Annotated in this window: 20 protein-coding genes and 1 pseudogene; 9 read left to right on the top strand and 12 right to left on the bottom strand. The window is 56.7% G+C overall.

The genetic code is table 11. The annotated features are described in order from the left end of the window. Positions 1 to 12: 12 nt before the first annotated feature. From FOY93_RS00725 to FOY93_RS00760, 8 genes are all read right to left on the bottom strand, one after another. Entirely contained in the window at positions 13 to 1,353 is a 1,341-nt protein-coding gene (locus tag FOY93_RS00725; protein ID WP_126330463.1) for an MFS transporter, read from the bottom strand. Between the two features lie 182 nt (positions 1,354 to 1,535). Next, a complete protein-coding gene (gene lldD, locus FOY93_RS00730) occupies positions 1,536 to 2,723 on the bottom strand; it encodes an FMN-dependent L-lactate dehydrogenase LldD (protein WP_047651772.1) in 1,188 nt (395 codons plus the stop codon). Beyond that, on the bottom strand, positions 2,720 to 3,493 hold the full coding sequence (gene lldR, locus FOY93_RS00735; protein ID WP_143344494.1) for a transcriptional regulator LldR: 774 nt from the start codon (positions 3,491 to 3,493) through the stop codon (positions 2,720 to 2,722). Before lldR ends, lldD begins: the two co-directional genes overlap by 4 nt. Then, on the bottom strand, positions 3,490 to 5,145 hold the full coding sequence (gene lldP / locus FOY93_RS00740) for an L-lactate permease (protein ID WP_023309919.1): 1,656 nt from the start codon (positions 5,143 to 5,145) through the stop codon (positions 3,490 to 3,492). Before lldP ends, lldR begins: the two co-directional genes overlap by 4 nt. A 271-nt stretch (positions 5,146 to 5,416) precedes the next feature. Beyond that, on the bottom strand, positions 5,417 to 5,779 hold the full coding sequence (locus tag FOY93_RS00745) for a YibL family ribosome-associated protein (protein ID WP_008502724.1): 363 nt from the start codon (positions 5,777 to 5,779) through the stop codon (positions 5,417 to 5,419). A gap of 58 nt (positions 5,780 to 5,837) precedes the next feature. Next, on the bottom strand, positions 5,838 to 6,428 hold the full coding sequence (mtlR, locus tag FOY93_RS00750) for a mannitol operon repressor MtlR (protein ID WP_115876689.1): 591 nt from the start codon (positions 6,426 to 6,428) through the stop codon (positions 5,838 to 5,840). Next, the gene (gene mtlD, locus FOY93_RS00755; protein WP_455507565.1) at positions 6,425 to 7,573 is read right to left on the bottom strand and encodes a mannitol-1-phosphate 5-dehydrogenase; all 1,149 of its coding nucleotides are present in this window, start codon (positions 7,571 to 7,573) and stop codon (positions 6,425 to 6,427) included. Before mtlD ends, mtlR begins: the two co-directional genes overlap by 4 nt. 99 nt (positions 7,574 to 7,672) lie before the next feature. Then, positions 7,673 to 9,580: a PTS mannitol transporter subunit IICBA gene (locus FOY93_RS00760; RefSeq protein ID WP_045337118.1), complete on the bottom strand. Its 1,908-nt coding sequence runs from the start codon at positions 9,578 to 9,580 to the stop codon at positions 7,673 to 7,675. 657 nt (positions 9,581 to 10,237) lie between these two features. On the opposite strand from FOY93_RS00760, the gene FOY93_RS00765 reads away from it, so the two are divergent. From FOY93_RS00765 to aldB, 6 genes are all read left to right on the top strand, one after another. Then, positions 10,238 to 10,594: a DUF3302 domain-containing protein gene (locus FOY93_RS00765; RefSeq protein ID WP_111964320.1), complete on the top strand. Its 357-nt coding sequence runs from the start codon at positions 10,238 to 10,240 to the stop codon at positions 10,592 to 10,594. A gap of 2 nt (positions 10,595 to 10,596) precedes the next feature. Then, positions 10,597 to 11,733: an HlyD family secretion protein gene (locus tag FOY93_RS00770; RefSeq protein WP_115876687.1), complete on the top strand. Its 1,137-nt coding sequence runs from the start codon at positions 10,597 to 10,599 to the stop codon at positions 11,731 to 11,733. Between the two features lie 90 nt (positions 11,734 to 11,823). Then, positions 11,824 to 12,432: a glutathione S-transferase gene (locus FOY93_RS00775; RefSeq protein ID WP_133293528.1), complete on the top strand. Its 609-nt coding sequence runs from the start codon at positions 11,824 to 11,826 to the stop codon at positions 12,430 to 12,432. A gap of 103 nt (positions 12,433 to 12,535) precedes the next feature. Next, positions 12,536 to 13,921: an L-seryl-tRNA(Sec) selenium transferase gene (selA, locus tag FOY93_RS00780; RefSeq protein ID WP_133293529.1), complete on the top strand. Its 1,386-nt coding sequence runs from the start codon at positions 12,536 to 12,538 to the stop codon at positions 13,919 to 13,921. Further along, complete coding sequence (gene selB / locus FOY93_RS00785; protein ID WP_143344495.1) at positions 13,918 to 15,765, top strand: selenocysteine-specific translation elongation factor; 1,848 nt, start codon at positions 13,918 to 13,920, stop codon at positions 15,763 to 15,765. The genes selA and selB overlap by 4 nt, the downstream gene beginning before the upstream one ends. Before the next feature lie 86 nt (positions 15,766 to 15,851). Continuing rightward, on the top strand, positions 15,852 to 17,390 hold the full coding sequence (gene aldB, locus FOY93_RS00790; RefSeq protein ID WP_127729157.1) for an aldehyde dehydrogenase AldB: 1,539 nt from the start codon (positions 15,852 to 15,854) through the stop codon (positions 17,388 to 17,390). Here the strand turns inward: aldB and FOY93_RS00795 are convergent. Beyond that, positions 17,387 to 18,352 (bottom strand): LysR family transcriptional regulator, encoded by a 966-nt coding sequence (locus tag FOY93_RS00795; RefSeq protein WP_111964325.1) that lies wholly within the window; start codon positions 18,350 to 18,352, stop codon positions 17,387 to 17,389. The two genes, aldB and FOY93_RS00795, sit on opposite strands and share 4 nt — an antisense overlap. A gap of 117 nt (positions 18,353 to 18,469) precedes the next feature. On the opposite strand from FOY93_RS00795, the gene FOY93_RS00800 reads away from it, so the two are divergent. The 3 genes and pseudogenes from FOY93_RS00800 to FOY93_RS00810 all read left to right on the top strand — a co-directional run bounded on the left by FOY93_RS00800 (position 18,470) and on the right by FOY93_RS00810 (position 19,942). Continuing rightward, positions 18,470 to 19,210, top strand: a complete 741-nt coding sequence (locus FOY93_RS00800; RefSeq protein WP_133293532.1) for a MipA/OmpV family protein — start codon at positions 18,470 to 18,472, stop codon at positions 19,208 to 19,210. A gap of 85 nt (positions 19,211 to 19,295) precedes the next feature. Beyond that, positions 19,296 to 19,483, top strand: a pseudogene (locus tag FOY93_RS24010) (IclR family transcriptional regulator domain-containing protein); the annotation flags it as partial. A gap of 3 nt (positions 19,484 to 19,486) precedes the next feature. Then, the gene (locus FOY93_RS00810; protein ID WP_143344496.1) at positions 19,487 to 19,942 is read left to right on the top strand and encodes a 4Fe-4S dicluster domain-containing protein; all 456 of its coding nucleotides are present in this window, start codon (positions 19,487 to 19,489) and stop codon (positions 19,940 to 19,942) included. Here the strand turns inward: FOY93_RS00810 and FOY93_RS00815 are convergent. The 3 genes from FOY93_RS00815 to FOY93_RS23485 form a co-directional block, all read right to left on the bottom strand. Beyond that, the gene (locus FOY93_RS00815; protein WP_143344497.1) at positions 19,926 to 21,644 is read right to left on the bottom strand and encodes a ShlB/FhaC/HecB family hemolysin secretion/activation protein; all 1,719 of its coding nucleotides are present in this window, start codon (positions 21,642 to 21,644) and stop codon (positions 19,926 to 19,928) included. The two genes, FOY93_RS00810 and FOY93_RS00815, sit on opposite strands and share 17 nt — an antisense overlap. A 90-nt stretch (positions 21,645 to 21,734) precedes the next feature. After that, positions 21,735 to 22,571, bottom strand: coding sequence for a collagen-like triple helix repeat-containing protein (locus FOY93_RS00820; RefSeq protein WP_232057361.1), 837 nt, complete (start codon positions 22,569 to 22,571; stop codon positions 21,735 to 21,737). Positions 22,572 to 22,600: 29 nt separating this feature from the next. Continuing rightward, the gene (locus FOY93_RS23485) at positions 22,601 to 22,939 is read right to left on the bottom strand and encodes a hypothetical protein (protein ID WP_172621898.1); all 339 of its coding nucleotides are present in this window, start codon (positions 22,937 to 22,939) and stop codon (positions 22,601 to 22,603) included. Between the last annotated feature and the right edge of the window lie 201 nt (positions 22,940 to 23,140).

Consider the following 23,140-nt stretch of genomic DNA (forward strand, 5'->3'; position numbering starts at 1 on the left):
AAAAGAGAGGAACTACGCGACGCCGGGTTCCTGCGAGCGGCTGTACAGCATTTTGTAGACGGTTGCCGCCGCGGCCACCAGAGCGGGCACGCTGAGGATCATTAAAATACTGTCTGCCTGCCACTGCATAGCGAGAAGCTGGGCGCTGGTCATGGTTCCCGCCACGCCGCCAAAGCGGCCGATCCCCTGCATCCAGGCGATGCCCGTCGCGCGGCACTCGGTAGGGTAAAAGGTGGCGGCCAGGGTTTGCATGCCCGATTGCGCGCCGTTCATCGCGATCCCCATCAGGAAAATCAGCCCGCCAAACAGGGCGATATGGTTATGCTCAATGCCAAGCAAAAGAATGAGGCCCATTGTCAGCACGAAACCACACGCGACCACTTTATGCGCTTCCCAGCGGTCCATCATCCAGCCCGCGAGCAGAATGCCTGCGGTGCCGCCGAAGGTGAACAGCGAGGTGAGCCAGGCGGATTCCGCCAGAGCATAGCCCATCCCCTGCATCAGCGTTGGCATCCAGCTAAGCAGGACGTAGTAAATCACCAGCCCCATAAAATAGGTCACCCACAGCATCAGGGTGCCGGGCAGCCAGGGCATGGAAAAGAGCTGCGACACGCTCCCTTTTTTAGAGGCGAGCTTCTCCTCCGCCAGGAAGAAGCCCGTGACGCTATCCAGCGTGCTGCGGGCGAACCGGCTGGCGATACGGCGGACCTGCATGACGTCTTTCCCGCGCTGCACCAGAAACTTCACGGACTCCGGTAAAAACAGCGCCAGCAGCAGCGTTAAAATCAGCGGCGCAATCGCGCCGGTCAGCAGCACGCTTCGCCAGCCGTGGTGGGGGATAAGCCAGGAAGAGATCGCGCCGCCGCCCGCCGCGCCCAGAGGGAAGCCGCAGTACATGGTGTTAATCGCCATGGCGCGGCAGCGCTGGGGGGCAAACTCGGAGATCAGCGTGATGGCGTTAGGCATTGCTGCGCCGAGCCCGAGGCCCGTCAGAAAGCGCCACAGCGTGAGCGTATTCAGACTTTGCGCCCAGGCCGTCCCCAGGCTCGCCAGGCCGAAGAACAGACACGAAAAGACCAGCACGCGCTTGCGCCCCATCCGGTCCGATACCGGACCGGCAATCAGCGCGCCCAACGACAGCCCCAGCAGCGCCGCGCTCAGCACCGGCCCCAGATCCTGTTTATGGATCCCCCATTCTGCCGACAGCGTGGGCGCAATGTAGCCCATCGCCGCCGTATCAAAACCATCGATCGCCAGAACCAGAAAGCCCAGCACAATGAGCAGCCAGTGAAACCCTGAAAAGGGACTCTCATCGATCACCTGCTGAATATCCACCTTACCTGAATATGCCATACGCTCCACTCCGATCTGATGTTGTTTTTGTGTTCTTGTATTTGCTTGTCTATACAATTGCGGACGGCAGGTGGATGTCAAATTTTCTTATCCAATATGTTATCTGGATGTTATTTTTGGCGTAAAAAAGCGCCCGAGGGGGAAATCGGGCGCGAGAAAAAGGTGTATTAACGGAGGAGAATTTAGGCCGCGTTTCCCTGAGCAAGTGGCGCCAGCGCCGCCGGTAATTTGCTTAACTCCTGCACCAGAGAATCCTTACTGATTTCGCTAATCGTTCTTGCACCTGTCAGCGTCATCGCCACCTTCATCTCTTTTTCGATCAGGTTGAGCAGATTCGCCACCCCTGCCTGGCCCGCCGTCGCCAGCGCATACAGATACGCGCGCCCCAGCAGCACGCTGTCGGCGCCCAGCGCAATCATGCGCACCACGTCCAGCCCGTTGCGGATGCCGCTGTCGGCCAGGATCGCAATATCGCCTTTCACCGCATCGGCGATGGCCGGCAGGGCGCGTGCGGAGGAGAGCACCCCGTCAAGCTGGCGTCCGCCGTGGTTAGAGACCACAATCCCGTCTGCGCCAAAGCGCACCGCGTCGCGGGCATCTTCCGGGTCGAGGATCCCTTTGATCACCATCGGGCCGTCCCAGAACTCGCGGATCCACTCCAGGTCTTTCCACGAGATCGACGGATCGAAGTTGTTCGCCAGCCAGCCAATGTAATCCTCCAGTCCGGTCGGTTTACCGAGGTATGCCGAGATATTGCCCAGATCGTGCGGACGACCGTGCAGGCCGACATCCCACGCCCACTGCGGATGCGTAACCGCCTGCCAGTAGCGGCGGAGCGCAGCATTCGGGCCGCTCATGCCGGAGTGGGCATCACGGTAGCGCGCGCCGGGCGTCGGCATATCGACGGTAAAGACCAGCGTGGAGCAGCCCGCCGCTTTGGCGCGCTCCAGCGCGTTGCGCATAAAGCCGCGATCGCGCAGGACGTACAGCTGGAACCACATCGGGCGCTTGATGGTCGGGGCGACCTCTTCAATCGGGCAGACGGACACGGTGGAAAGGGTAAACGGAATGCCTTTGGCATCCGCTGCCGCTGCCGCCTGCACTTCGCCACGGCGGGCATACATGCCGCATAAGCCTACAGGCGCGAGCGCCACGGGCATGGAGAGCGTTTCGTTGAACAGCTTTGTCTCAAGGCTCAGGTCAGACATATTCTTCAGCACGCGCTGGCGCAGAGCCACCTCCGACAGATCTTCCACGTTGCGGCGCAGGGTGTATTCGGCATACGCCCCGCCGTCGATGTAGTGGAACAGGAACGGGGGCAAAATGCGCTGCGCCGCGGCGCGATAGTCACTGGCTGCTGAAATGATCATGCTTTGTTCTCCCTGGAAATATCACTGTCGCCAGGCAGACGGGTAATACGCGCCTGTCGGGCCAGGTCTTCATCGAATCGTTTAATGGTGGTGTGCACGAAACCGAGATGCGCCATCATCGCTTTGCGCGCGGCCTCGGCATCACCGGCCAGAATGGCGTTGAGCACCGCCTCGTGTTGTTCGGTCAGCTGGGCAAACACCGGCGGAACCAGATACATGCGCTGGCGGCTCTGCTTCACGGAGGATTGCAGCAGGTCGAAGAACCCGCGCATGGTCTGGAGCAGCACCACATTGTGCGACGCCTCGGCAATCGCCAGGTGAAAACGGACGTCCGCCTGGGAGGCGATATCCGGGTCGCTGCTTTGCGTGGCTTCAAAGCAGGCGATGAGTTTCTCTTTGTCGGCGTCGGTTGCCCGCATGGCCGCGTGCCAGGCGGTACTGGTTTCGATGGCGTGACGCGCTTCAAGGATGTCGAAGCTGTAGTCCGGGTCGTTCTCCATCAGCGTTTTCAGGGGCTGCACGATGTTTTGCTCGGACCAGTCGTCATGCTGCCAGCGCACAAAGGTGCCGCCGCCGCGACGGCTCACCAGCACGCCTTCGCTGACCAGCGTCGCCAGCGCTTCGCGCAGAGAATTGCGCGACACGCCAAGCTGGGCGGCGAGCTGGCGTTCGGCGGGCAACTTCATGCCCGCTTCCAGCTGCTGTTCTTCAATCAGCGCCCGCACGCGAGAGGCAATCTCGTCGGACAGGCGTCTGGGCATCACTATCATGGGATCATCCAGGTTAAGACATAGGCCTGCAGGGTGGTGATCACCCCGACCATGCAGGTAAATATCAGGCTGTGTTTCACGGTAAAGCGGAACAGATCCGACTCTTTACCGACCAGTCCCACCGCCGCACAGGCAATGGCGATGGATTGCGGGGAGATCATTTTCCCGGTCACGCCGCCCGTAGTGTTCGCGGCCACCAGCAGGACGTCCGACACGCCAATCTGCTGGGCCGCCGTGGCCTGCAGCGCGGCAAACAGAGCGTTAGACGAGGTATCGGACCCGGTCAGGAACACCCCCAGCCAGCCGAGGAACGGCGAGAAGAAGGTGAAGGCGTGGCTGGTATGGGCCAGCGCGAGCGCCAGCGTCGATGACAGTCCGGAGTAGTTCGAGATAAACGCGAACGCCAGCACCATGCCGATGGAGTAAATCGGCAGCATCAGCTCTTTAACGGTCGCCGCAAAGGTCTGTACCGCAGCTGCAGGCTTCATGCGCAGCCACACCACGGAAAGAATAGCGGCAAACAGGATGGCGGTCCCGGTGGCGGAGAACCAGTCGAATTTATAGACCGCGGCATACGGCGTGGCGGCGTGCACTACCGGCGGCATACGGGCGACCATCTTGTCGAGGAACGGCACGGAGATATTAATCACCATGTCGTACAGCGCGCCGCCAGGGGCGAATAGGGCTTTAAACGGCGGGATGCTCCACAGCGTGACCGTGGCGGTCAGGAACAGAAACGGTGACCAGGCGCGGATCACCTGTCCTGCGGTGTAGCCGGTGCGGGCCAGCGTTTGATCGACCTGCGAGGCGCCCATGTCGGCGAAGCGGAAAATACGGACCGGCTGCCAGCGTTTCAGGAACAGCGTCAGGCAGACCAGAGAAACCAGCGAAGAGATGATGTCCGGCAGCTCCGGGCCAAGGAAGTTCGAGCTGAGGTACTGGGCGATAGCGAACGAACCGCCCGCCACCATCACCGCAGGCCAGGTCTCCTTCACGCCGCGCCAGCCGTCCATAATCGCCATGATCCAGAACAGGACGATAATGGTCAGGAAGGGCAGCTGGCGGCCAACCATCTGGCCGATCTCGAAGCTGTCCAGCCCGGTGACCTGCCCGGCTACCAGAATCGGAATACCCATCGCGCCAAACGCAACCGGAGCGGTGTTCACAATCAGGCACAGACCTGCGGCATAGAGCGGGTTAAAGCCCAGACCCACCAGCAGCGCGGCGGTAATCGCCACCGGAGCGCCAAAACCTGCCGCGCCTTCCAGAAACGCCCCGAAGGAGAAGCCAACAATCAGCATCTGCAGGCGCTGGTCCGGCGTGATGGAGAGAATCGACGAGCGGATAATGTCGAACTGCCCGGTTTTCACCGAGATTTTATAGACAAAGACCGCCGCGATGATGATCCACGCAATCGGCCACAGGCCGTAGAAGAAACCGTAGACGACGGAGGCCAGCGCGCGATCGACCGGCATTTTGTAGAAGAACAACGCCACCATCAGGGCGATGGCAACGGTATACGTCGCGGCGAGGTAGCCCTTCAGCTTTAGCTTAATCAGCGCAAAGAAGAAGAACAGGATCGGAAGCGATGCGATCAGGCTCGACAGCCAGATATTTCCAGCCGGGTCGTAGTTTTGTTGCCAGAGGCTCATGCAGGTCTCCTGGGGACCAGACAGCCTGCGCTGCGGGTGAGTCTCCGCTCAACTCTGCGTCACAGGTTGTGTAAAAGTGGTCCTGCCAATGTTGTGTTGTAGGGTTAATGACAATGAATGGTTAACCAGATGTTATGAGCTAGCAATGGTTTTGTGAGCGGAAATAATGGAATTGTGAACCGGGGAAGGATTGATTGCGCTATTGGTTGGACCAATTCACGCGAAGGGGAAAAGAGTAGGCCGGGTAAGCGCAGCGCCACCCGGCATGAAATCAGAACGCGGTCTTACAAAAGCCCGTCATCTCTTTCAGGCCCATTTCGCGGCCAAGCTCGGTCATCGGGTGTACCACCACCAGACCGCGGACGCTTTTCTTCAGCTTGCCCATGTCGGCCTGTTCTTTTTTGGTGATCGCGCGGCGGTGCGGCATGTTCATCAGCTTCTGCGCTTCTTTGCTCAGCTTCTGGCCTTTGACTTCGCGCAGGCGCTCGATTTCCGCTTCCAGCTTCGCGGTCTCTTTCTCAAGCTCGGCGTATTTCTCGGCGGAATCGACCAGCGACAGGCCAGCCATCTGGTGGCGGATGAGATCCAGGCGGTCGCTCAGGCGTTTAATTTCGTTCTTTTCGACTTCTTTCATAACAAATGACTCTGAAAACGGGGAATTTACAGGGAAGGATACACCAATGTGAGCAGGCTTACTTCTGAAACGCTTTTTTTAAGCTGATTCGGGAAATCAGCTCAGTCAGGGAGAGAACCATCGTGGAACGGACAACCTGTTGATAACGCAGCTTTTGCATCGCGTAGAGCTCAGGGTCGCTGTTATCAAAATGGGGAGCAGGGGGCAGCGCGGTAACGCAGTGCAGCTCGCCGAAGGGCCCCAGAATCTCATCGTCGGTAAAGGTATACTCGTTACCGTCATGATTGAGCTCTTCTCGCAGCGCCATTAACAGCTCCGCATCTTCATACTCTTGTCGGTTCAGCACCCCAAGACCATAAATCAGCTTCAGACGCACGGATAGATCGCCCAGCGGTCCGTCTCCGTCCAGTAACGGTTCTACAGCATATTTTACCGCGTAGTCGTCTTTGCGAAACACCTGAAGCACCAGGATATTCACCGCCTCGGTTAACAGCTCGACGGCGGCAATCAGGAAACTTCGTACGGTTTTGCCAGCATTCAGACGCTCAAGCACACGATTTTCAAAGGCCTGGGTTTGTTCCATTATTGCCTGCATATCTGACAATCTGTAATCAGGGCGCAGGATTACCTGCGCCGCATTCTGCATCATTTGGTTGCGTTGTATGCGTTGACCGCCTCCGCAACCACGTCGCTGTTGGCGTCCAGACCGGAGATCTGCGCCAGCGCAGCCTGCGCGCCTTTATCATCAATCAGCTGAGCCAGCTCAATCGCCTGTGGGTCCTGCTCGCTGCGGTAGTGCATCGCTGCGGCAATCCCTTTCACCAGGTTGGCATGCGGCAGGCCGTATTCCAGCGTGCCCAGCAGCGGCTTAATCAGGCGATCGCCCGCGCTCAGCTTGCGCAGCGGCTGGCGGCCCACGCGCTCAACGTCATCTTTCAGATACGGGTTTTCAAAGCGACCGAGGATTTTCTGGATGTATGCTGCGTGTTTCTCAGCATCAAAACCGTAGCGTTTGATCAGCACCGCGCCGCTCTCTTCCATTGCCCCTTTTACCACCGCGCGGATCTTCTCATCGAGGATCGCGTCACGAATGGTCTGATGACCGGCCAATTTTCCGAGGTACGCGGTTATAGCATGCCCGGTGTTCAGCGTGAAGAGCTTGCGTTCGACAAATGCCATCAGGTTATCGGTTAATTCCATTCCCGGAATGGTCGGCAGGTCACCTTTAAACTGGGTTTTATCGACGATCCACTCGCTGAAGGTTTCCACGGTCACTTCCAGCGGGTCGTTGGTCGCGGATTCGGAAGGCGGAACGATGCGATCCACGGCGGAATCCACAAAACCCACGTGCGCTTCAACCCAGGCTTTGTCTTCGTCTGCCACCGCGTTAAGAACGTGGCCTTTCAGCTGCGTAGTGCCGCGCACCATGTTTTCACAGGCGATGATGTTCAGCGGGGTGTCGATGCCCTGCGCTTTACGTTTTGCCAGGCCTTTTGCAACCGCAGGGGCGATGCGCTCAAGGACGACCGGACCCACGGCGGTGGTGACCAGATCGACGCTGGCGATCAGGTCAATAACGTCTTCACCGATGCTGCTGACCGCGTTGACGCCAGATACTGTCTCAACCTGCTCGTTTTCGCCCACCACATGGACCTGATAGCTATGACGGGCATTCAGGGCATCCAGGACGACCTGATTCACATCGGCGAATGTCAGGGTAATGCCCGCGTCTGCCAGCAGTTTACCGATAAAACCACGACCGATATTACCTGCGCCAAAATGTAATGCTTTCATAGTGTTAACCTTCATCAATGTTTTTACCCGAGAGGGCTGGGGTGAGGAACGTTTATCCCCTCACCCTAGCCCTCTCCCCGGAGGGAGAGGGAAGAGAACTTATTTGTTCAGCAGAGCCAGCACTTCTTCCACGCTGGTGGTATTGGCCAGACGCTCAATGACGGACTCATCGTCCAGCGCGTTGGTCAGGCTGGTAATCACCTGAATGTGCTCGTTGTTGCGAGCGGCGATACCAATTACCAGACGGGCGATGTCGTCTTCTTCTTCACCGAAGCGCACGCCCTGCGGATACTGACAGAATACGACGCCGGTTTTCAGGACGCGATCTTTCGCTTCAACCGTTCCGTGCGGCACCGCGATGGATTCGCCCAGGTAGGTTGGCGTCAGTTTTTCACGTTCCAGCATCGCGTCGACATATTCAGGCTGAACGTAGCCGCCTTTCACCAGCTGCTCACCGGCAAAGCGAATCGCGTCTTCTTTGGTGGCCGCGGTACGACCGAGGAAGATGTTTTCCGCACCCAGCTTAAACAGGTGTGCATTGCTCTCGTCAAAGCTGTCCTGCAGGCTGGAGCGCACTTTCACTTCGTTGTCTTCGTGACGCTGCGCGGCCACCAGACGTTCGGTCAGGCTGGTGTACAGGCCGCTGTCGAGGAAGTTGGTCAGCGAAATGTGCTGTGCCTGCGGCACCTGGCGCATGGCGCGTTCGGTCAGATCGCGGTGCGTGATGACCAGGTCAACATCCGGCGGCAGGCTGTTAATGGCGCTGTTGGTCACGGAGATGTTGGTCAGGCCCGCATCCTGCACTTTCTTACGCAGCACGCCTGCACCCATCGCGCTGGAACCCATACCGGCGTCGCAGGCAACGATGATTTTACGCACGTGGCTCAGGTCGTTAGAGACATCACCGGCTGCCAGTGGCGTCGCGCCTTTGGATTCGGCTTTCATGTCGTGCATACGACGGGTTGCGGCTTCGATGTCATCATCTTCTTTCACTTTGCTGGTTTTCAGCAGGATAGAAGAGACCACGAAGGAGACGGCCATTGCCGCAAAGATAGCTGCGAGGTTCGCGAAATAAGCGCCTTTTGGCGTCATCGCCAGTACCGCCAGGATAGAACCCGGAGAAGCTGGAGAAACCAGACCGCCGCCCAGCACGCTCAGGGTGAATACGCCGGTCATACCGCCGAGGATAACGGCCAGGATCAGACGTGGGTTCATCAGCACGTACGGGAAGTAAATTTCGTGGATACCGCCCAGGAAGTGGATGATCGCCGCACCGCCAGCAGACTGTTTTGCGCTACCACGGCCGAAGAAGATGTACGCCAGCAGAACGCCCATACCCGGACCCGGGTTGGCTTCAATCAGGAAGAAGATAGACTTGCCGAGATCGTGAGACTGCTGAATACCCAGCGGCGAGAAGATACCGTGGTTGATGGCGTTGTTAAGGAACAGGATTTTCGCCGGTTCAACGAAGATAGACGCCAGCGGCAGCATTTCGTGCGCCACCATGAAGTTAACGCCTGCCGCGAGAATTTTAGACAGCACTTCAACCGCAGGGCCAATGCCGAGGAACGCCAGAATGGCGAGGATCATCCCGATGATGCCCGCAGAGAAGTTGTTCACCAGCATTTCGAAGCCGGATTTGATCTTACCATCAACCCAGACGTCGAATTTCTTAATCGCCCAGCCGCCCAGAGGGCCGGCAATCATCGCACCGAGGAACATCGGCATATCCGCACCGACGATAACACCCATGGTTGTGATGGCACCCACTACGCCACCACGATCACCGCCCACCAGACGACCCCCGGTGAAACCGATGAGCAGCGGCAGGAGATAGGTAATCATTGGGCCAACAAGTTTCGCCAGCGTTTCGTTAGGCAACCACCCTGTCGGAATGAACAATGCGGTGATGATACCCCACGCGATAAACGCGCCGATATTTGGCATCACCATGTTGCTGAGGAAACGACCAAAGCTTTGAACTTTGATCTTGAAATCGGATGACATAAAACACCCCTTCTTCTGTTTACGCTAAGGCTTATGGCCCGAGGTTTATTGTTAATGAGGCGGCAGAGGTAGCCGGGCCCTGTTCTGATGCTGTGAAATCTGGCACTGAATCGTTCAACTGTCCAGACAGTGAAAATTTATGTGATTCATGTCACGTAAATGTGGGGGGTGAGGATATCTATGAGGTGATCTGAATCACAAAAACGATGGGCAAAAAAAATACGATGGCGAGAAAAAAAGCAAAACACACCCTTTTGTGTGATTGTTGTCACGTTTTGTTCTGGCGTGTTTGTTTCTGGATTGTGACTGATTTCACAAAATATTTTTATGCAGATTTCTCCGGCTGTGATCGACGGCAAACTCTGCTTCGCGTTTCAGCGCCAGGATGATATGGCACGACACGATAAGCCAAAAAACCACTTTTGATGTGTGGTATGGCGAAAAGTTAAAAGGTGGATTACGCTCATATTGTAAGGTTAAGTCTATTATTATTCAGGATATATTTTGACACGCTTATAAACTTGCATGGAGATATTATAAAAACCCATACTCCCCTGCTCGGAAATAATAAGCACAACCCCGTGTTTATAAAAAATTAATTAGGTTGCGTACCGTTTTATTAATTTAATGAGTTGACGTTGTTTAAGTGAGGAGAATATGTTTCTCAACTATTTTGCGCTGGGCGTATTGATTTTTGTATTTCTGGTTCTCTTTTATGGAATCATCGCCATCCATGATATTCCTTATAATATGGCTAAAAAGCGTAACCATCCGCATGCCGATGCCATTCATACGGCTGGTTGGATTAGCCTGTTTACGCTTCATGCCATCTGGCCATTCCTGTGGATTTGGGCCACGCTGTACCGCGAGGATCGCGGCTGGGGCATGCAAAACCACATCACAAAACCTGATGAGGTCCCGGGCATGGATGCGCTCGCCAAACGCGTGGCGGAACTCGAACAAAAGCTGGCCGCGGTAAAGCCCGCTGCTGATAAGACCACGCTGGAGCGCTAATCATGGATCTGTTGATTATTTTGACCTACGTGGCATTTGCCTGGGCCATCTTTAAAATATTCCGAATTCCGGTCAATCAGTGGACGCTTGCCACCGCAACATTAGGCGGCGTATTTATTGTTGCCGGACTTATTCTGTTAATGAACTATAACCACCCGTATACCTTTACGGCGCAAAAAGCGGTTATTTCTATTCCAATCACGCCGCAGGTGACCGGTGTGGTCAGCGAAGTGACCGATAAAAATAACCAGCTAATTAAAAAAGGCGAAGTGTTATTTAAACTGGATCCAGGCCGCTATCAGGCGCGGGTCGACAGGCTTCAGGCCGACCTGGTGACCGCGACGCACAATATCGATAATCTGAAGGCGCAGCTGGCGGAAGCCGTTGCCAATACCACGCGCGTCTCCGCTGAACGCGATCGCCTCTATAAAGATTATCAGCGCTACCTGAAAGGCAGCCAGGCGAAGGTGAATCCGTTCTCTGAAAGCGATATCGACAACGCGCGGCAGAACTATCTGGCGCAGGATGCGCTGGTGAAAGGCTCCGTGGCTGAACAGGTGCAGATCCAAAGCCAGTTAGACAGCATGGTGAACGGCGAGCAGTCGCAGATTGCGTCGTTACGCGCCCAGCTTGCCGAAGCCAAATACAACCTGGATCAGACCGTGGTGCGTGCGCCGAGCGATGGTTACATCACCCAGGTGCTGATACGTCCGGGGACCTATGCCGCCGCGCTGCCTCTGCGTCCGGTGATGGTCTTTATCCCTGAACAGAAGCGTCAGATTGTGGCCCAGTTCCGCCAGAACTCGCTGCTGCGTCTGAAGCCGGGCGATGAAGCGGAAGTAGTGTTTAACGCGCTGCCGGGCCAGGTGTTCTCCGGGAAGCTCACCAGTATTCTGCCGGTGGTGCCGGGGGGAACCTATCAGGCGCAGGGCGCGCTGCAGTCGCTGACGGTGGTGCCGGGAACGGACGGTGTTCAGGCACTTATTGAGCTGGAACCCAACGCCGAAGTCGATGCCCTGCCGGACGGTATCTATGCCCAGGTGGCGGTCTATTCGGACCACTTCGCCCACGTCTCGGTCATGCGTAAAGTACTGCTGCGTATGACCAGCTGGATGCACTACCTCTACCTCGATCACTAATCCTTCCAGGGCAGGAATGCGACATGCAGACCTGCCCTTTTTTCATCGCTTGATCCATACTGACTTTTTTCCGGCATCAAGGATCAGGCAATGAAACTCATCGGCAGCTATACCAGTCCCTTCGTGCGAAAAATCTCGATTCTCCTGCTGGAGAAGGGGATTGAATTTGAATTCGTGAATGAACAGCCCTACAACGCGGAAAACGGCGTCGCGCAGTACAACCCGCTGGGAAAAGTGCCAGCGCTGGTCACGGACGAGGGCGAATACTGGTTTGATTCCCCGATTATTGCGGAGTATATCGAGCTGCTGGGCGTTGCCCCGGCAATGCTGCCGGCTGACCCAAAAGCGGCGCTGGCGGTGAAGCAAATTGAAGCCCTGGCCGATGGCATTATGGATGCGGCGTTAACCTCCGTGCGTGAACAGGCCAGGCCCGTTGCCCAGCAGTCGGAAACGGAACTGTTACGCCAGCGGGAAAAAATCAGCCGCAGCCTGGACAGGTGCGAACAGCTTATCCGGGAGGGAAAGATCGACACCGACAGCCTGAACCTGGCAACTATCGCCATCGCCTGCGCCATCGGCTATCTCAACTTCCGCCGGGTTTCCCCTGGCTGGTGCGTCGACCGTCCGCTGCTGGTGAAGCTTGCAGACACGCTTTTTAGCCGCGAGAGCTTTGCCCGTACCGAACCGCCAAAGGCTTGACGCGGGTTATAACACTTCGGCGTCGGAGGCGGTACAATCCCTCTACATGTTAACTCCCTCTCCCGTCGGGAGGGGGGAAGATATTTACTCGCCAGGCGCTTTCATGACTACTCATCGTTCGCTGTACAGCCAGATCCCCGCTACCGACCGTCTCCTACGCGAGCCCCGCATTTATGCTGTTGTTGAGCGCTTCGGCCATACCGCGACGGTGGAAATGTTACGCCTGCTTCAGGACGAAGCCCGCTGCGCGATTCAGGCAGAAAACGCCTTGCCCGACTGGTGCAGTGCGTGGGAGCAGGAAGTTGAACAGCGGCTGGATGAGAAGGCGCAAAGCGCGTTACGCCCGGTGATTAACCTGACCGGTACCGTACTGCATACCAACCTCGGGCGAGCCCAGCAGGCGGAAGAGGCCGTTGCCGCCGTCGTGCAGGCCATGCAAGCGCCTGTAACGCTGGAGTACGATCTGGACGGCGCCGGACGCGGGCATCGCGACCACGCGCTGGCGGAGCTGCTGTGCCAGCTGACCGGCGCGGAAGATGCCTGCATTGTGAATAACAACGCCGCAGCGGTGCTGCTGATGCTGGCGTCCACCGCCAGCGGCAAAGAGGTAGTGGTGTCCCGCGGCGAGCTGGTGGAGATTGGCGGGGCATTTCGTATTCCGGACGTGATGCGCCAGGCGGGCTGTACGCTGCATGAAGTGGGCACCACCAACCGTACCCATGCGAAAGACTATCGCGCGGCAGTGAATGAAAATACTGCCCTGCTGATGAAGGTCCACACCAGCAATTATCATATTGAAGGCTTCACCAAAACGGTTGAAGAGGCGGAGCTGGCGGCGATTGGGCGCGAACTGAACATACCGGTGATTGCCGATCTCGGCAGCGGCTCGCTGGTGGATCTGAGCCTGTACGGGCTGCCAAAAGAGCCGATGCCGCAGGAGATGATTGCGGCGGGCGTTAGCCTGGTCAGCTTTTCCGGCGACAAACTGCTGGGCGGGCCGCAGGCCGGGATTATCGTCGGCAAGCGCGAGCTGATTGCGCAGCTGCAGCAGCATCCGCTCAAGCGCGCCCTGCGCGCCGATAAAATGACGCTTGCCGCCCTGGACGCTACGCTGCGGCTCTATCTCCACCCGGAGAAACTGGCCGACCGCCTGCCCACGCTGCGACTGTTAAGCCGCGATGCCGCCTCGATTCGCGCCCAGGCTGAACTTCTGCTGCCGCGCGTCGCCGCGCACTACCCCGATTTTGACGTTCGCATTGAGCCCTGCCAGTCGCAGATTGGCAGCGGTTCGCTGCCGGTGGACAGGCTGCCGAGTGAAGCGCTGACGTTCACGCCGCGTGACGGGCGCGGCGGCCATCTGGAAGCCCTGTCGTCGCGCTGGCGCGGTCTCTCGACGCCGGTTATCGGGCGGATTTACGATGGCCGAATGTGGCTGGATTTGCGCTGCCTTGAAGATGAAGAGCGATTTCTGGAGATGTTGTTGAAATGATTATTGCCACCGCCGGTCACGTTGACCACGGAAAAACCACGTTACTGCAGGCCATTACCGGCGTAAACGCCGACCGCCTGCCGGAAGAGAAAAAGCGCGGCATGACCATCGATCTGGGCTATGCCTACTGGCCCCAGCCTGATGGCCGCGTGCTGGGCTTTATTGATGTGCCGGGGCATGAAAAGTTTCTGTCCAACATGCTGGCGGGCGTGGGCGGCATCGATCATGCCCTGCTGGTGGTGGCCTGCGATGACGGCGTGATGGCGCAAACCCGCGAGCACCTGGCGATCCTCCAGCTGACCGGTAACCCGCAGCTGACCGTGGCGCTGACCAAAGCCGATCGCGTGGATGACGCACGCGTCAGCGAGGTGCGCGAAACGGTACAGGCGACCTTGCGGGAGTATGGTTTTGCCGACGCGTCGCTATTTGTCACCGTGGCGACGGAAGGGCGCGGTATCGACGAACTTCGCCACCACTTACAGCAGCTTTCATCACGCGACCACGCCAGCCATCATCGTTTCCGCCTGGCCATTGATCGGGCGTTTACCGTAAAAGGTGCGGGGCTTGTGGTGACTGGTACGGCGCTGAGCGGCGAAGTGAACGTCGGTGATACGCTCTGGCTGACGGGCGTGAACAAACCGATGCGCGTGCGCGGGCTGCACGCACAAAACCAGCCCGCAGACCGCGCCCACGCCGGGCAGCGGATCGCGCTGAACATTGCCGGGGATGCGGAAAAAGAGCAGCTTAATCGCGGCGACTGGCTGCTGGCCGATGCCCCACCTGAACCGTCTGAACGCGTCATCGTCTCCCTGCAGGCAAACGTGCCCCTGACCCAATGGCAGCCGCTGCATATTCACCACGCGGCCAGCCATATCACCGGGCGCGTGTCGCTGCTGGAAAACGACCTTGCCGAACTGGTATTCGATTCCCCGCTCTGGCTGGCAGAAAACGATCGTCTGGTACTGCGTGATATTTCCGCGCGGGAAACGCTGGCCGGGGCGCGGGTCGTCGCGCTGAATCCACCTCGACGCGGCAAGCGTAAACCTGAATATCTGCAGTGGTTGGCCGCGCTGGCGCAGGCCAGCGATGATAACGCCGCGCTGCGGGTGCACCTCGATCGCGGAGCGGTGAGCCTGCGTGATTTTGCATGGGCACGCCAGCTGAGCGGGGAAGGCTTACGCCAGCTGACCCAGGAGCCGGGCTTTATTCAGGCCGGAGACAGCCTACTCAATGCCCCGGTTGCTGCGCAATGGCAGCGTAAGATACTGAACACGCTTGCGACTTACCACGAACAGCATCAGGATGAGCCTGGCCCGGGGCGCGAGCGTCTGCGGCGCATGGCGCTGCCGATGGAAGACGATGCGCTGGTGCTGCTGCTGATTGAAAACATGCGCGAAAGCGGGGCGATTAAAAGCCACCACGGTTGGCTGCATCTGCCGGATCACAAGGCCGGATTCACCGCAGAGCAGGAGGCGATATGGCAAAAAGCAGCCCCGCTGTTTGGCGATGAGCCGTGGTGGGTTCGCGATCTGGCTCGCGAAACCAACACCGACGAACAGGTGATGCGTCAGGTATTGCGCCATGCGGCGCAGCAGGGGCTAATAGTCGCGATCGTGAAAGATCGTTATTACCGTAACGATCGTATTGTGGCATTTGCCAACCTGATCCGCGAGCTGGATCAGGCGCGCGGCTCGACCTGCGCAGCGGATTTCCGCGATCGGCTGAACGTGGGGCGCAAGCTGGCGATCCAGATCCTGGAGTATTTCAACCGCATCGGCTTTACCCGCCGTCGCGGTAACGATCATCTGTTGCGCGATTCGTTATTATTTCCTGAAACTCCGTGACCTCCGTCGTAAACGCCGTTACCGGTTGGCGAGAAAATCGCCAGCCGGAACTACCCTTGTTGTACACCAACAGCAAGGAGACGGTCATGACAAACAATCCTCCCTCATCGCGTATCCAGCCCGGCGAGTATGGTTTTCCCCTCAAGCTGAAGCCTCGTTATGACAACTTTATTGGCGGCGACTGGGTAGCTCCCGTCGACGGCGAATACTATTCCAACCTGACTCCCGTTACCGGCCAGCCGCTGTGCGAAATTGCCAGCTCCGGCAAGCGTGATATAGACCTGGCGCTGGATGCGGCGCACAAAGCGAAAGAAAAATGGGCTCACACCTCCGTGCAGGACCGGGCGGCGATCCTGTTCAAAATCGCCGACCGGATGGAGCAGAATCTGGAGCTGCTGGCGACGGCGGAAACCTGGGATAACGGCAAGCCGATACGGGAAACGATGGCGGCAGACGTGCCGCTGGCCATTGACCACTTCCGCTATTTTGCTTCCTGCATTCGCGCTCAGGAGGGAGGAATAAGCGAGGTAGACAGCGATACCGTGGCGTATCACTTCCACGAACCGCTGGGCGTCGTCGGGCAAATCATTCCGTGGAACTTCCCGCTGCTGATGGCGAGCTGGAAAATGGCGCCCGCGCTGGCGGCGGGAAACTGCATTGTGCTCAAACCGGCGCGTCTGACTCCGCTCTCAGTGCTGCTGCTGATGGAAATCGTTGGCGATCTTCTGCCGCCGGGCGTGATTAACGTGGTCAACGGTGCGGGCGGGGAGATAGGGGAATATCTGGCCACCTCAAAACGGATCGCCAAAGTGGCGTTTACCGGGTCGACGGAGGTGGGCCAGCAGATCATGCAGTACGCCACGCAGAACATTATCCCGGTGACCCTCGAGCTGGGCGGGAAATCCCCGAACATCTTCTTCGCAGACGTAATGGAGGAAGAGGATGCCTTCTTCGATAAAGTACTGGAAGGGTTTGCGCTGTTTGCGTTTAACCAGGGCGAAGTCTGCACTTGCCCAAGCCGCGCGCTGGTGCAGGAGTCCATCTATGAGCGCTTTATGGAGCGGGCCATTCGCCGCGTCGAGTCTATCCGCAGCGGTAACCCGCTCGATAACGCCACGCAGATGGGGGCGCAGGTCTCGCATGGACAGCTGGAAACTATCCTCAACTACATCGACATCGGCAAGAAAGAGGGGGCGGATATTCTCACCGGCGGGCGTCGTAAGGTACTCGGTGGGGATCTGCAGGACGGGTATTATCTGGAGCCGACGATCCTGTTCGGTCAAAACAACATGCGCGTCTTCCAGGAAGAAATTTTCGGACCGGTACTGGCCGTGACCACCTTCAAAACGATGGAGGAGGCGCTGGAGATTGCCAACGACACGCCGTATGGTCTGGGAGCAGGCGTCTGGAGCCGCAACGGTAATCTGGCCTATAAAATGGGAAGAGGCATTCAGGCCGGGCGCGTCTGGACCAACTGCTACCACGCCTATCCGGCGCACGCGGCATTTGGCGGTTATAAGCAATCGGGCATCGGGCGTGAAACCCACAAGATGATGCTGGAGCATTATCAGCAGACGAAATGTTTGCTGGTCAGCTACTCCGATAAGCCGCTGGGGCTGTTCTAATCACCCAGCTCAGGCCGTCCATGCACGGCCTGAGCAATTTGCTGGCGCAGGCAGTTCAGAACGCCATCCAGTACGTATTGCACGCGCCAGGGCTGGTATTCGCGTTTGCGGAAGATGGCCGTCAGATCGAGCCACCACTCTTCCTGATGCGGGAAGCAGGGGACCAGCATCCCTTGCGTTAATTCTTTTTTCAGACTTTCTTTTGGTGCAAAAACAATCCCAAGATTATTTCTTGCCAGCTCCAGAGCCGTCTGCGTATTGTCGCAAATATAATTACCGGTCACCCGGTAGTCATGCACGTCATCGCTGCCGTGCACTCGGAAACGCCAGATGTTGGCATCATCAACCAGCATGGAGTCAATGAGAATACAGGAGTGATTAATTAAATCTTCCGGTCCCGTTAAGGGGTGTTTATTTAAATACTCCACGGTTGCGAAGGCCGTAACGGAATATTGTGTCAGAACGCTGGCAACCAGACTTTCGTCTTTAGGCTGCGCATAAGTAATTAAAATGTCGCAGTCATCCGGAAAGGAAACGCCTTCTGAAAATTCATTCCGGTCCAGATTGTAGGTTTTCAAAGAGATGCGAATGTCACCGATGTCTTCTATCTGATGAATCACGTGTCGCGCGAGGTAGGTCACGATGCCGGTTGGGGCATAGATCGTCACTTTTCCGCGCTTTTCGTGCTTATAATCCGCAATGAAATTCACAAGCTGGCTGTTCTTATCCAGTGTTGCATTAACGTAAGGGAGCAACGCTTCACCAAACTGGGTCAGGGCAAGCTGGCGCGTGGTGCGCTCAAAAACCTTGAGTCCAACCCGCGTTTCAAAATCAGACAGATATTTACTGACGTTGGCCTGCGCCATGCCCAGCAGGGCGGCGGCATCACCAATGCTGTGGGTGGCTGCAATGACGGAGATAATTTTTAATTCGCGTGGTTTTAGCTGTAATGTACTCATCATGCACACCCATCTATATGATTTTATATATAATATTATATAAACCGCAGCGTTGCATTGGCAATTTTGTAACCATTATTATGCGCCTCGCTTGTTTGGCATTTAAATGGATTACATAGAATGACTATTAAATACAATTTACTCATCGCGGCCACGTTATTTGCATCAACGTCTGCCATGGCTGGTGATTTTTCACTTGGAGCGGGGGCTGTATTTAATGAGTCTCCTTACAAAGGCTATAACGAAAATACTACCGCAGTACCGTTAATTAGCTACGAAGGCGATCGCTTTTATGTTCGCCAGACCACGGGTGGATGGATCCTCTGGAAAGACGCAAAAAATGAACTCAGCCTGACCGCAACGTGGATGCCGCTGCATTTCGATCCTGATGACAACGACGATCATCAGATGAAGCAGCTTGATGAGCGTAAAGCATCTGCGTTCCTCGGTGGGGCGTACTACCGTCACGAAAGCTGGGGGTCGCTGAAAGTGGCCGTTTCTGGCGATGCGATGGATGAAAGCGGCGGCGTGGTGGGCGAGGTATCGTACTTCCGTCCGATCAAAATGGAGCGCCTGACCCTGACACCTTCTGTTGGTGTTTTCTACAGCGACGAAAGCTATAACGACTATTACTACGGCGTATCCGGCAGCGAGTCTCGCCGCTCCGGACTGGATAAATACACCGCTGGCGACAGTTGGACGCCATACGTTGGCCTGGCGGCTAAATATCAGTTAACCCAGAATCTGTACCTCAACGCCAGCGCGGTTTACACCGTGTTGCCTGACGACGTGAAGAACAGCCCGATGATCGACCGCGATGACAGCTTCGCGCTGATGACCGGCCTGACCTGGCGTTTCTGATGCGGTAAAGCCGGGGGGCAGGTTCGCCCTACCCGGCCTACGATCTTGCCTGTCGCGCAGTTCCTGCTGCATATCCGGGATCTGAATCGGCCAGCATATGCCTCTCTACTGCTCCGCAATGGGCAAGATCTACATGGCGTTGAGATCCAACCTTTGACGCGGAACACCATCACTGAACTGAGCGCCATGTATGATGAGCTGGTGTTTGATATCCACGGCCGCGTTCCGTATGCGATCTCAAAAGAGCTGGGTTTTAACGTACGAGAGGCGTAACAGATGAACCGATGTATCATGGCGGATGCGGAAAAATGCATCGGGTGCCGCACCTGTGAAGTGGCCTGTGCGGTTGCGCATCAGGACAACTTCACCGCACAGGCTTTTACCTCTCGCCTGCGGGTTGTGAAGGGGGATACAAATACTACGGCGGTGGGTTGCCATCAGTGCGAGGACGCACCCTGTGCCAATGTCTGCCCAACCCATGCTATTTGCCTTATGGCGGGCGCCTGGCTTGTTGAGCAGACGCGCTGTATTGGCTGCAAGAGCTGTATGGTTGCCTGTCCGTTTGGGGCGATGCAGGTGCGTCTGGATGGGGGTAAGGCACAAGCGCTGAAATGTGATTTGTGCCTGCATCGCGAAGGCGGACCGGCCTGCGTGGAGGCCTGTCCAACCCACGCGCTGCGCTGTGTTGATCCTGCCAGTCTTCGGGCTGAAAAGCTTACTGCATTTTATTGAAATTCCAGGTAAACGTCAGGCTGTAGCGCCAGTCTCTGTTGCGACTGTCTGTCGGAACATCCCCGACGGGTCTTGCCGCCTCAACCGTGATGCTATAGTGGCGGGTATCGCCTACCATCACGCCTGCCGCCACTGACCCGAGCCGCTGATGAGGCAAGCCGGAGGTGTTAAACCAGGTTTGCGCGGTATCGGCCAGGATGTAGGGCTGGATAGTGGCAAGCCAGGTGCTCTCTTTTCGCATCTGGATATAGCGCAGTTCTACCTGCCCGCCGTAGCCGTAGTCACCGCTTGCTTCACTGTCCTGATATCCTCGTCCAAAGCGCTGGGCACCGAAGCTAACGCGTTCGGGCTCGGGCAGCGTGTTGTTTGACCAGTCTCCCTCCCAGGAGGTTGATAGCCGCCATTTATCGGCAAACAGCCAGGCTGCGTCCAGATAGCTTTTCGTGAGCGTAAAATTAATATCGGGCCTGGGGGCCGAGACGATATCGGCACCCATCGCATCAATACCCTGACGAACGTTGAGTCGGCCGCTGATGCTGGCGGTTGTGAATTGATGTGCACCGTTGATGCCGACTTCCAGGGCGGGATAACGCGCGTGCTGATTGACGGAGTCAAGGCTATAGGTTTTGCCCTGCAGTCTGGCCTGCAGAGCATAATCATCCTGGCGGTCGGTGTAATCAAAACCGCTGGTCAGATTAATTTGTGATTTTTGCGTCAGCAGCAGGGGATAGCCAAACGTCACGCCGCCGTTGTATTGCGTTGTTTTTTGCTTCGAATCGACGCTGATATTATTCGGCAAAGAGAGCAGGGGAGAAAAATCTCGCGGCTCTTCATGGTAATAGCTGCCTTTGAGCTGCATCGTCAGCCCTTCATCGTTTAAAAACTGCTGCCAGTTGAGCCCGACATAGTTTTTTCGCGTGTTGCTATCTAACGGCACAAGCGTGGCCACGCCAAGCTGATCGCCATAGCTTGTCATGTTGCTGAGCGTGCCGTTCAGCATCATTAAATCTTGCCCTTTACGGGTATCGATCGTCGAGGCGATATTCCAGCTCCGCTCCTGGTTGCCGGTTATTTGCATCGCCGCCGCGCCATAGATATTGGTTGGCAACTGCGCGTTAGCCGTAACCGGAACGTTCGGGGTGCGCGTCATCAGCTGGCTGTAGCGATCGAACGTATCCTGTGAAAGCGGTTTTTTCGCCATGATTTTTTCGGACAGACGTTTAAGACGTTCAGCGATGTGGGGGTTATTACTGGTGATGTCGCTATGAGCGACATAGCCTTCAACCAGAACAATTTTAATATTGCCCTGCTGGAAATTATTATCGGGCAGCCAGGCATAAGAGAGCGGAAAACCGTCAGCCTTGTAGCGCGCCGTAATATCGTTTACCAGCCCCGTGAGCGTTTTTAGCGGCACGGTTTTTCCGGCGTAAGGTCTGAAGGGCTGAAGTAATTCCTTCAAGGGATAACGCGTGCCGCCAATAAACTGAATGTGATTAATGGTAATGGGCGTTTCAGGCGTCAGCGTTGACTTCGGTTTTTCTATTTTGACGGTCGGCTGTTGAACGGCTTCAGTCTGTTCGGGGGCAACGTTACGAGAAACTTGTGCCGGGTTATCGGGGTTAATAATAGAGGGCAGAGTATCGGCGCGGGCCATGCTCAGCACAACCAGCCCCGTCAGCGAAAAAAGGAAGTGGTGTTTCATCGCGCAATCCCTGTTCGTCATCCCCGGTTGGGGTAAGTGTCGCTGAATAAAGCGCCCCTGAACCAGGGGCGCAGACAGGCAATAAAAGGATTACTGTTTTGACGTCAGTAGACTCGTGGTTAACGTGTTGAGCCCATTAATCGGGTTTGTCGTAGATGTATTTTGGGTTGTGCCTGCATTGGCCGTTACACCCGCCGTCAGCGTATTGAGGGTGGTATTGACCGTTGTGCTCAGGCTATTGTTTGTGGCTGTCACATTGGCATCGGCCGTCAGAGATCCTGTGCCGCTGCCTCCGGTGGTTGATGTGGGTTTCACTAGCGTACCGCTATCCGTGACCGTCTGGCCGACATTTTGAACGACCTGACCGACACCGCTAAGCCCGCTATTGCTGCTGCTAATGTTGGTCCCCACGCCGCTGACGGTGCCACCCACCTGGGTCAGCAGACCGTTGACCGGTGTGCCGAGACCCGTTGTGGTGCCTACGGTTTGCGTCACGCCTTGTACTCCGCCCAGCGTCTTGTTAGCCAGGGTCGTGGTATCGGTAGTTACCTGAGTGACTGCAGGGCTGCTTACCGTGTTGGTGAGACCCGTGCCGGTGTTACTGACCAGTTGCCCGGTACTGTTTACCACGCTACCCGTCAGGCCCGTTACGCCGCTGACCGATGTTCCGGAAGTGGAACTCGCCAGGCCCGTACCTACCGTTGAAACGGTATTGCCGAGGGAGGTGACCGACGTGGTCACGCCTTTAACCGTTGTACCCACACCGTTCGGGTTGTTTGGATCGCCAACGCCAGTCGTGACGCCTGTCCCCACGGTGGACACGGCACTGCCAACACCGCTGACGGTGGTTGAAACGGTTGATGTGACGGGATTATTTGTTGGAAGCTGGCTTCCGAGGCCATCCACAGTGGATCCGACGCTGGTCACGGTTTTACCTGCATCACCCAGTATCGTATTTACGCCTGAGGTAGTTGTTCCTCCACTGCCCCCTGAGCCTGAGCCTGAGCCTGAGCCTGAGCCTGAGCCTGAGCCTGAGCCTGAGCCCGATCCTGAACCAGAACCCGTTCCGCCACCAGCGCCTGTCCCGGTACCTGAACCCGTTCCGGTGCCCGATCCGTTGCTGCCCGAACCGCCATTGCTCGCGGTTGTGCCACTTCCATCATCTGAGCCGCTGCTGCTTCCCGTTGCAGGGTTATTTTTGGCTGTTGAGTGAGATCCGCCACCGCTTCCACTACAGGCAGAAAGAGAGAACGCGAGCAGTACCGCAACAGCAATAGCGCTGATGCGACTAACATTATTAGGTAGCATATGAATACTCCACGCAAAAGAACGCCGAGCGGCGTATTAGTGAGTATATGCAGTATTTTTAAATATGCATGAAAGTGGCTGAGGAAGATATTTTTCTTCGGTGTAGGTGGTTATTCAAAATAACAATAAGTTAGGCTATTTAATCGATGCTTAATTATTGAGTGAGTAGTTAGTGGGCGTAAATTAAA

This window comes from Enterobacter sp. 18A13 (assembly GCF_007035975.1).
GTDB classification, from domain to species: Bacteria; Pseudomonadota; Gammaproteobacteria; order Enterobacterales; family Enterobacteriaceae; genus Enterobacter; species Enterobacter vonholyi.

Bases quoted from the DNA above. Each gene is read 5' to 3' on its own strand.
- FOY93_RS00810 (WP_143344496.1), top strand. From the start codon at position 19,487: ATGAACCGATGTATCATGGCGGATGCGGAAAAATGCATCGGGTGCCGC.
- FOY93_RS00765 (WP_111964320.1), top strand. From the start codon at position 10,238: ATGTTTCTCAACTATTTTGCGCTGGGCGTATTGATTTTTGTATTTCTG.
- FOY93_RS00770 (WP_115876687.1), top strand. From the start codon at position 10,597: ATGGATCTGTTGATTATTTTGACCTACGTGGCATTTGCCTGGGCCATC.
- FOY93_RS00725 (WP_126330463.1), bottom strand. From the start codon at position 1,353: ATGGCATATTCAGGTAAGGTGGATATTCAGCAGGTGATCGATGAGAGT.
- FOY93_RS00795 (WP_111964325.1), bottom strand. From the start codon at position 18,352: ATGATGAGTACATTACAGCTAAAACCACGCGAATTAAAAATTATCTCC.
- selB (WP_143344495.1), top strand. From the start codon at position 13,918: ATGATTATTGCCACCGCCGGTCACGTTGACCACGGAAAAACCACGTTA.
- lldR (WP_143344494.1), bottom strand. From the start codon at position 3,493: ATGATAGTGATGCCCAGACGCCTGTCCGACGAGATTGCCTCTCGCGTG.
- FOY93_RS00760 (WP_045337118.1), bottom strand. From the start codon at position 9,580: ATGTCATCCGATTTCAAGATCAAAGTTCAAAGCTTTGGTCGTTTCCTC.
- FOY93_RS23485 (WP_172621898.1), bottom strand. From the start codon at position 22,939: ATGTTAGTCGCATCAGCGCTATTGCTGTTGCGGTACTGCTCGCGTTCT.
- lldP (WP_023309919.1), bottom strand. From the start codon at position 5,145: ATGAGCCTCTGGCAACAAAACTACGACCCGGCTGGAAATATCTGGCTG.
- mtlD (WP_455507565.1), bottom strand. From the start codon at position 7,573: ATGAAAGCATTACATTTTGGCGCAGGTAATATCGGTCGTGGTTTTATC.
- selA (WP_133293529.1), top strand. From the start codon at position 12,536: ATGACTACTCATCGTTCGCTGTACAGCCAGATCCCCGCTACCGACCGT.
- FOY93_RS00815 (WP_143344497.1), bottom strand. From the start codon at position 21,644: ATGAAACACCACTTCCTTTTTTCGCTGACGGGGCTGGTTGTGCTGAGC.
- FOY93_RS00775 (WP_133293528.1), top strand. From the start codon at position 11,824: ATGAAACTCATCGGCAGCTATACCAGTCCCTTCGTGCGAAAAATCTCG.
- FOY93_RS00800 (WP_133293532.1), top strand. From the start codon at position 18,470: ATGACTATTAAATACAATTTACTCATCGCGGCCACGTTATTTGCATCA.
- FOY93_RS00745 (WP_008502724.1), bottom strand. From the start codon at position 5,779: ATGAAAGAAGTCGAAAAGAACGAAATTAAACGCCTGAGCGACCGCCTG.
- aldB (WP_127729157.1), top strand. From the start codon at position 15,852: ATGACAAACAATCCTCCCTCATCGCGTATCCAGCCCGGCGAGTATGGT.
- lldD (WP_047651772.1), bottom strand. From the start codon at position 2,723: ATGATCATTTCAGCAGCCAGTGACTATCGCGCCGCGGCGCAGCGCATT.
- mtlR (WP_115876689.1), bottom strand. From the start codon at position 6,428: ATGATGCAGAATGCGGCGCAGGTAATCCTGCGCCCTGATTACAGATTG.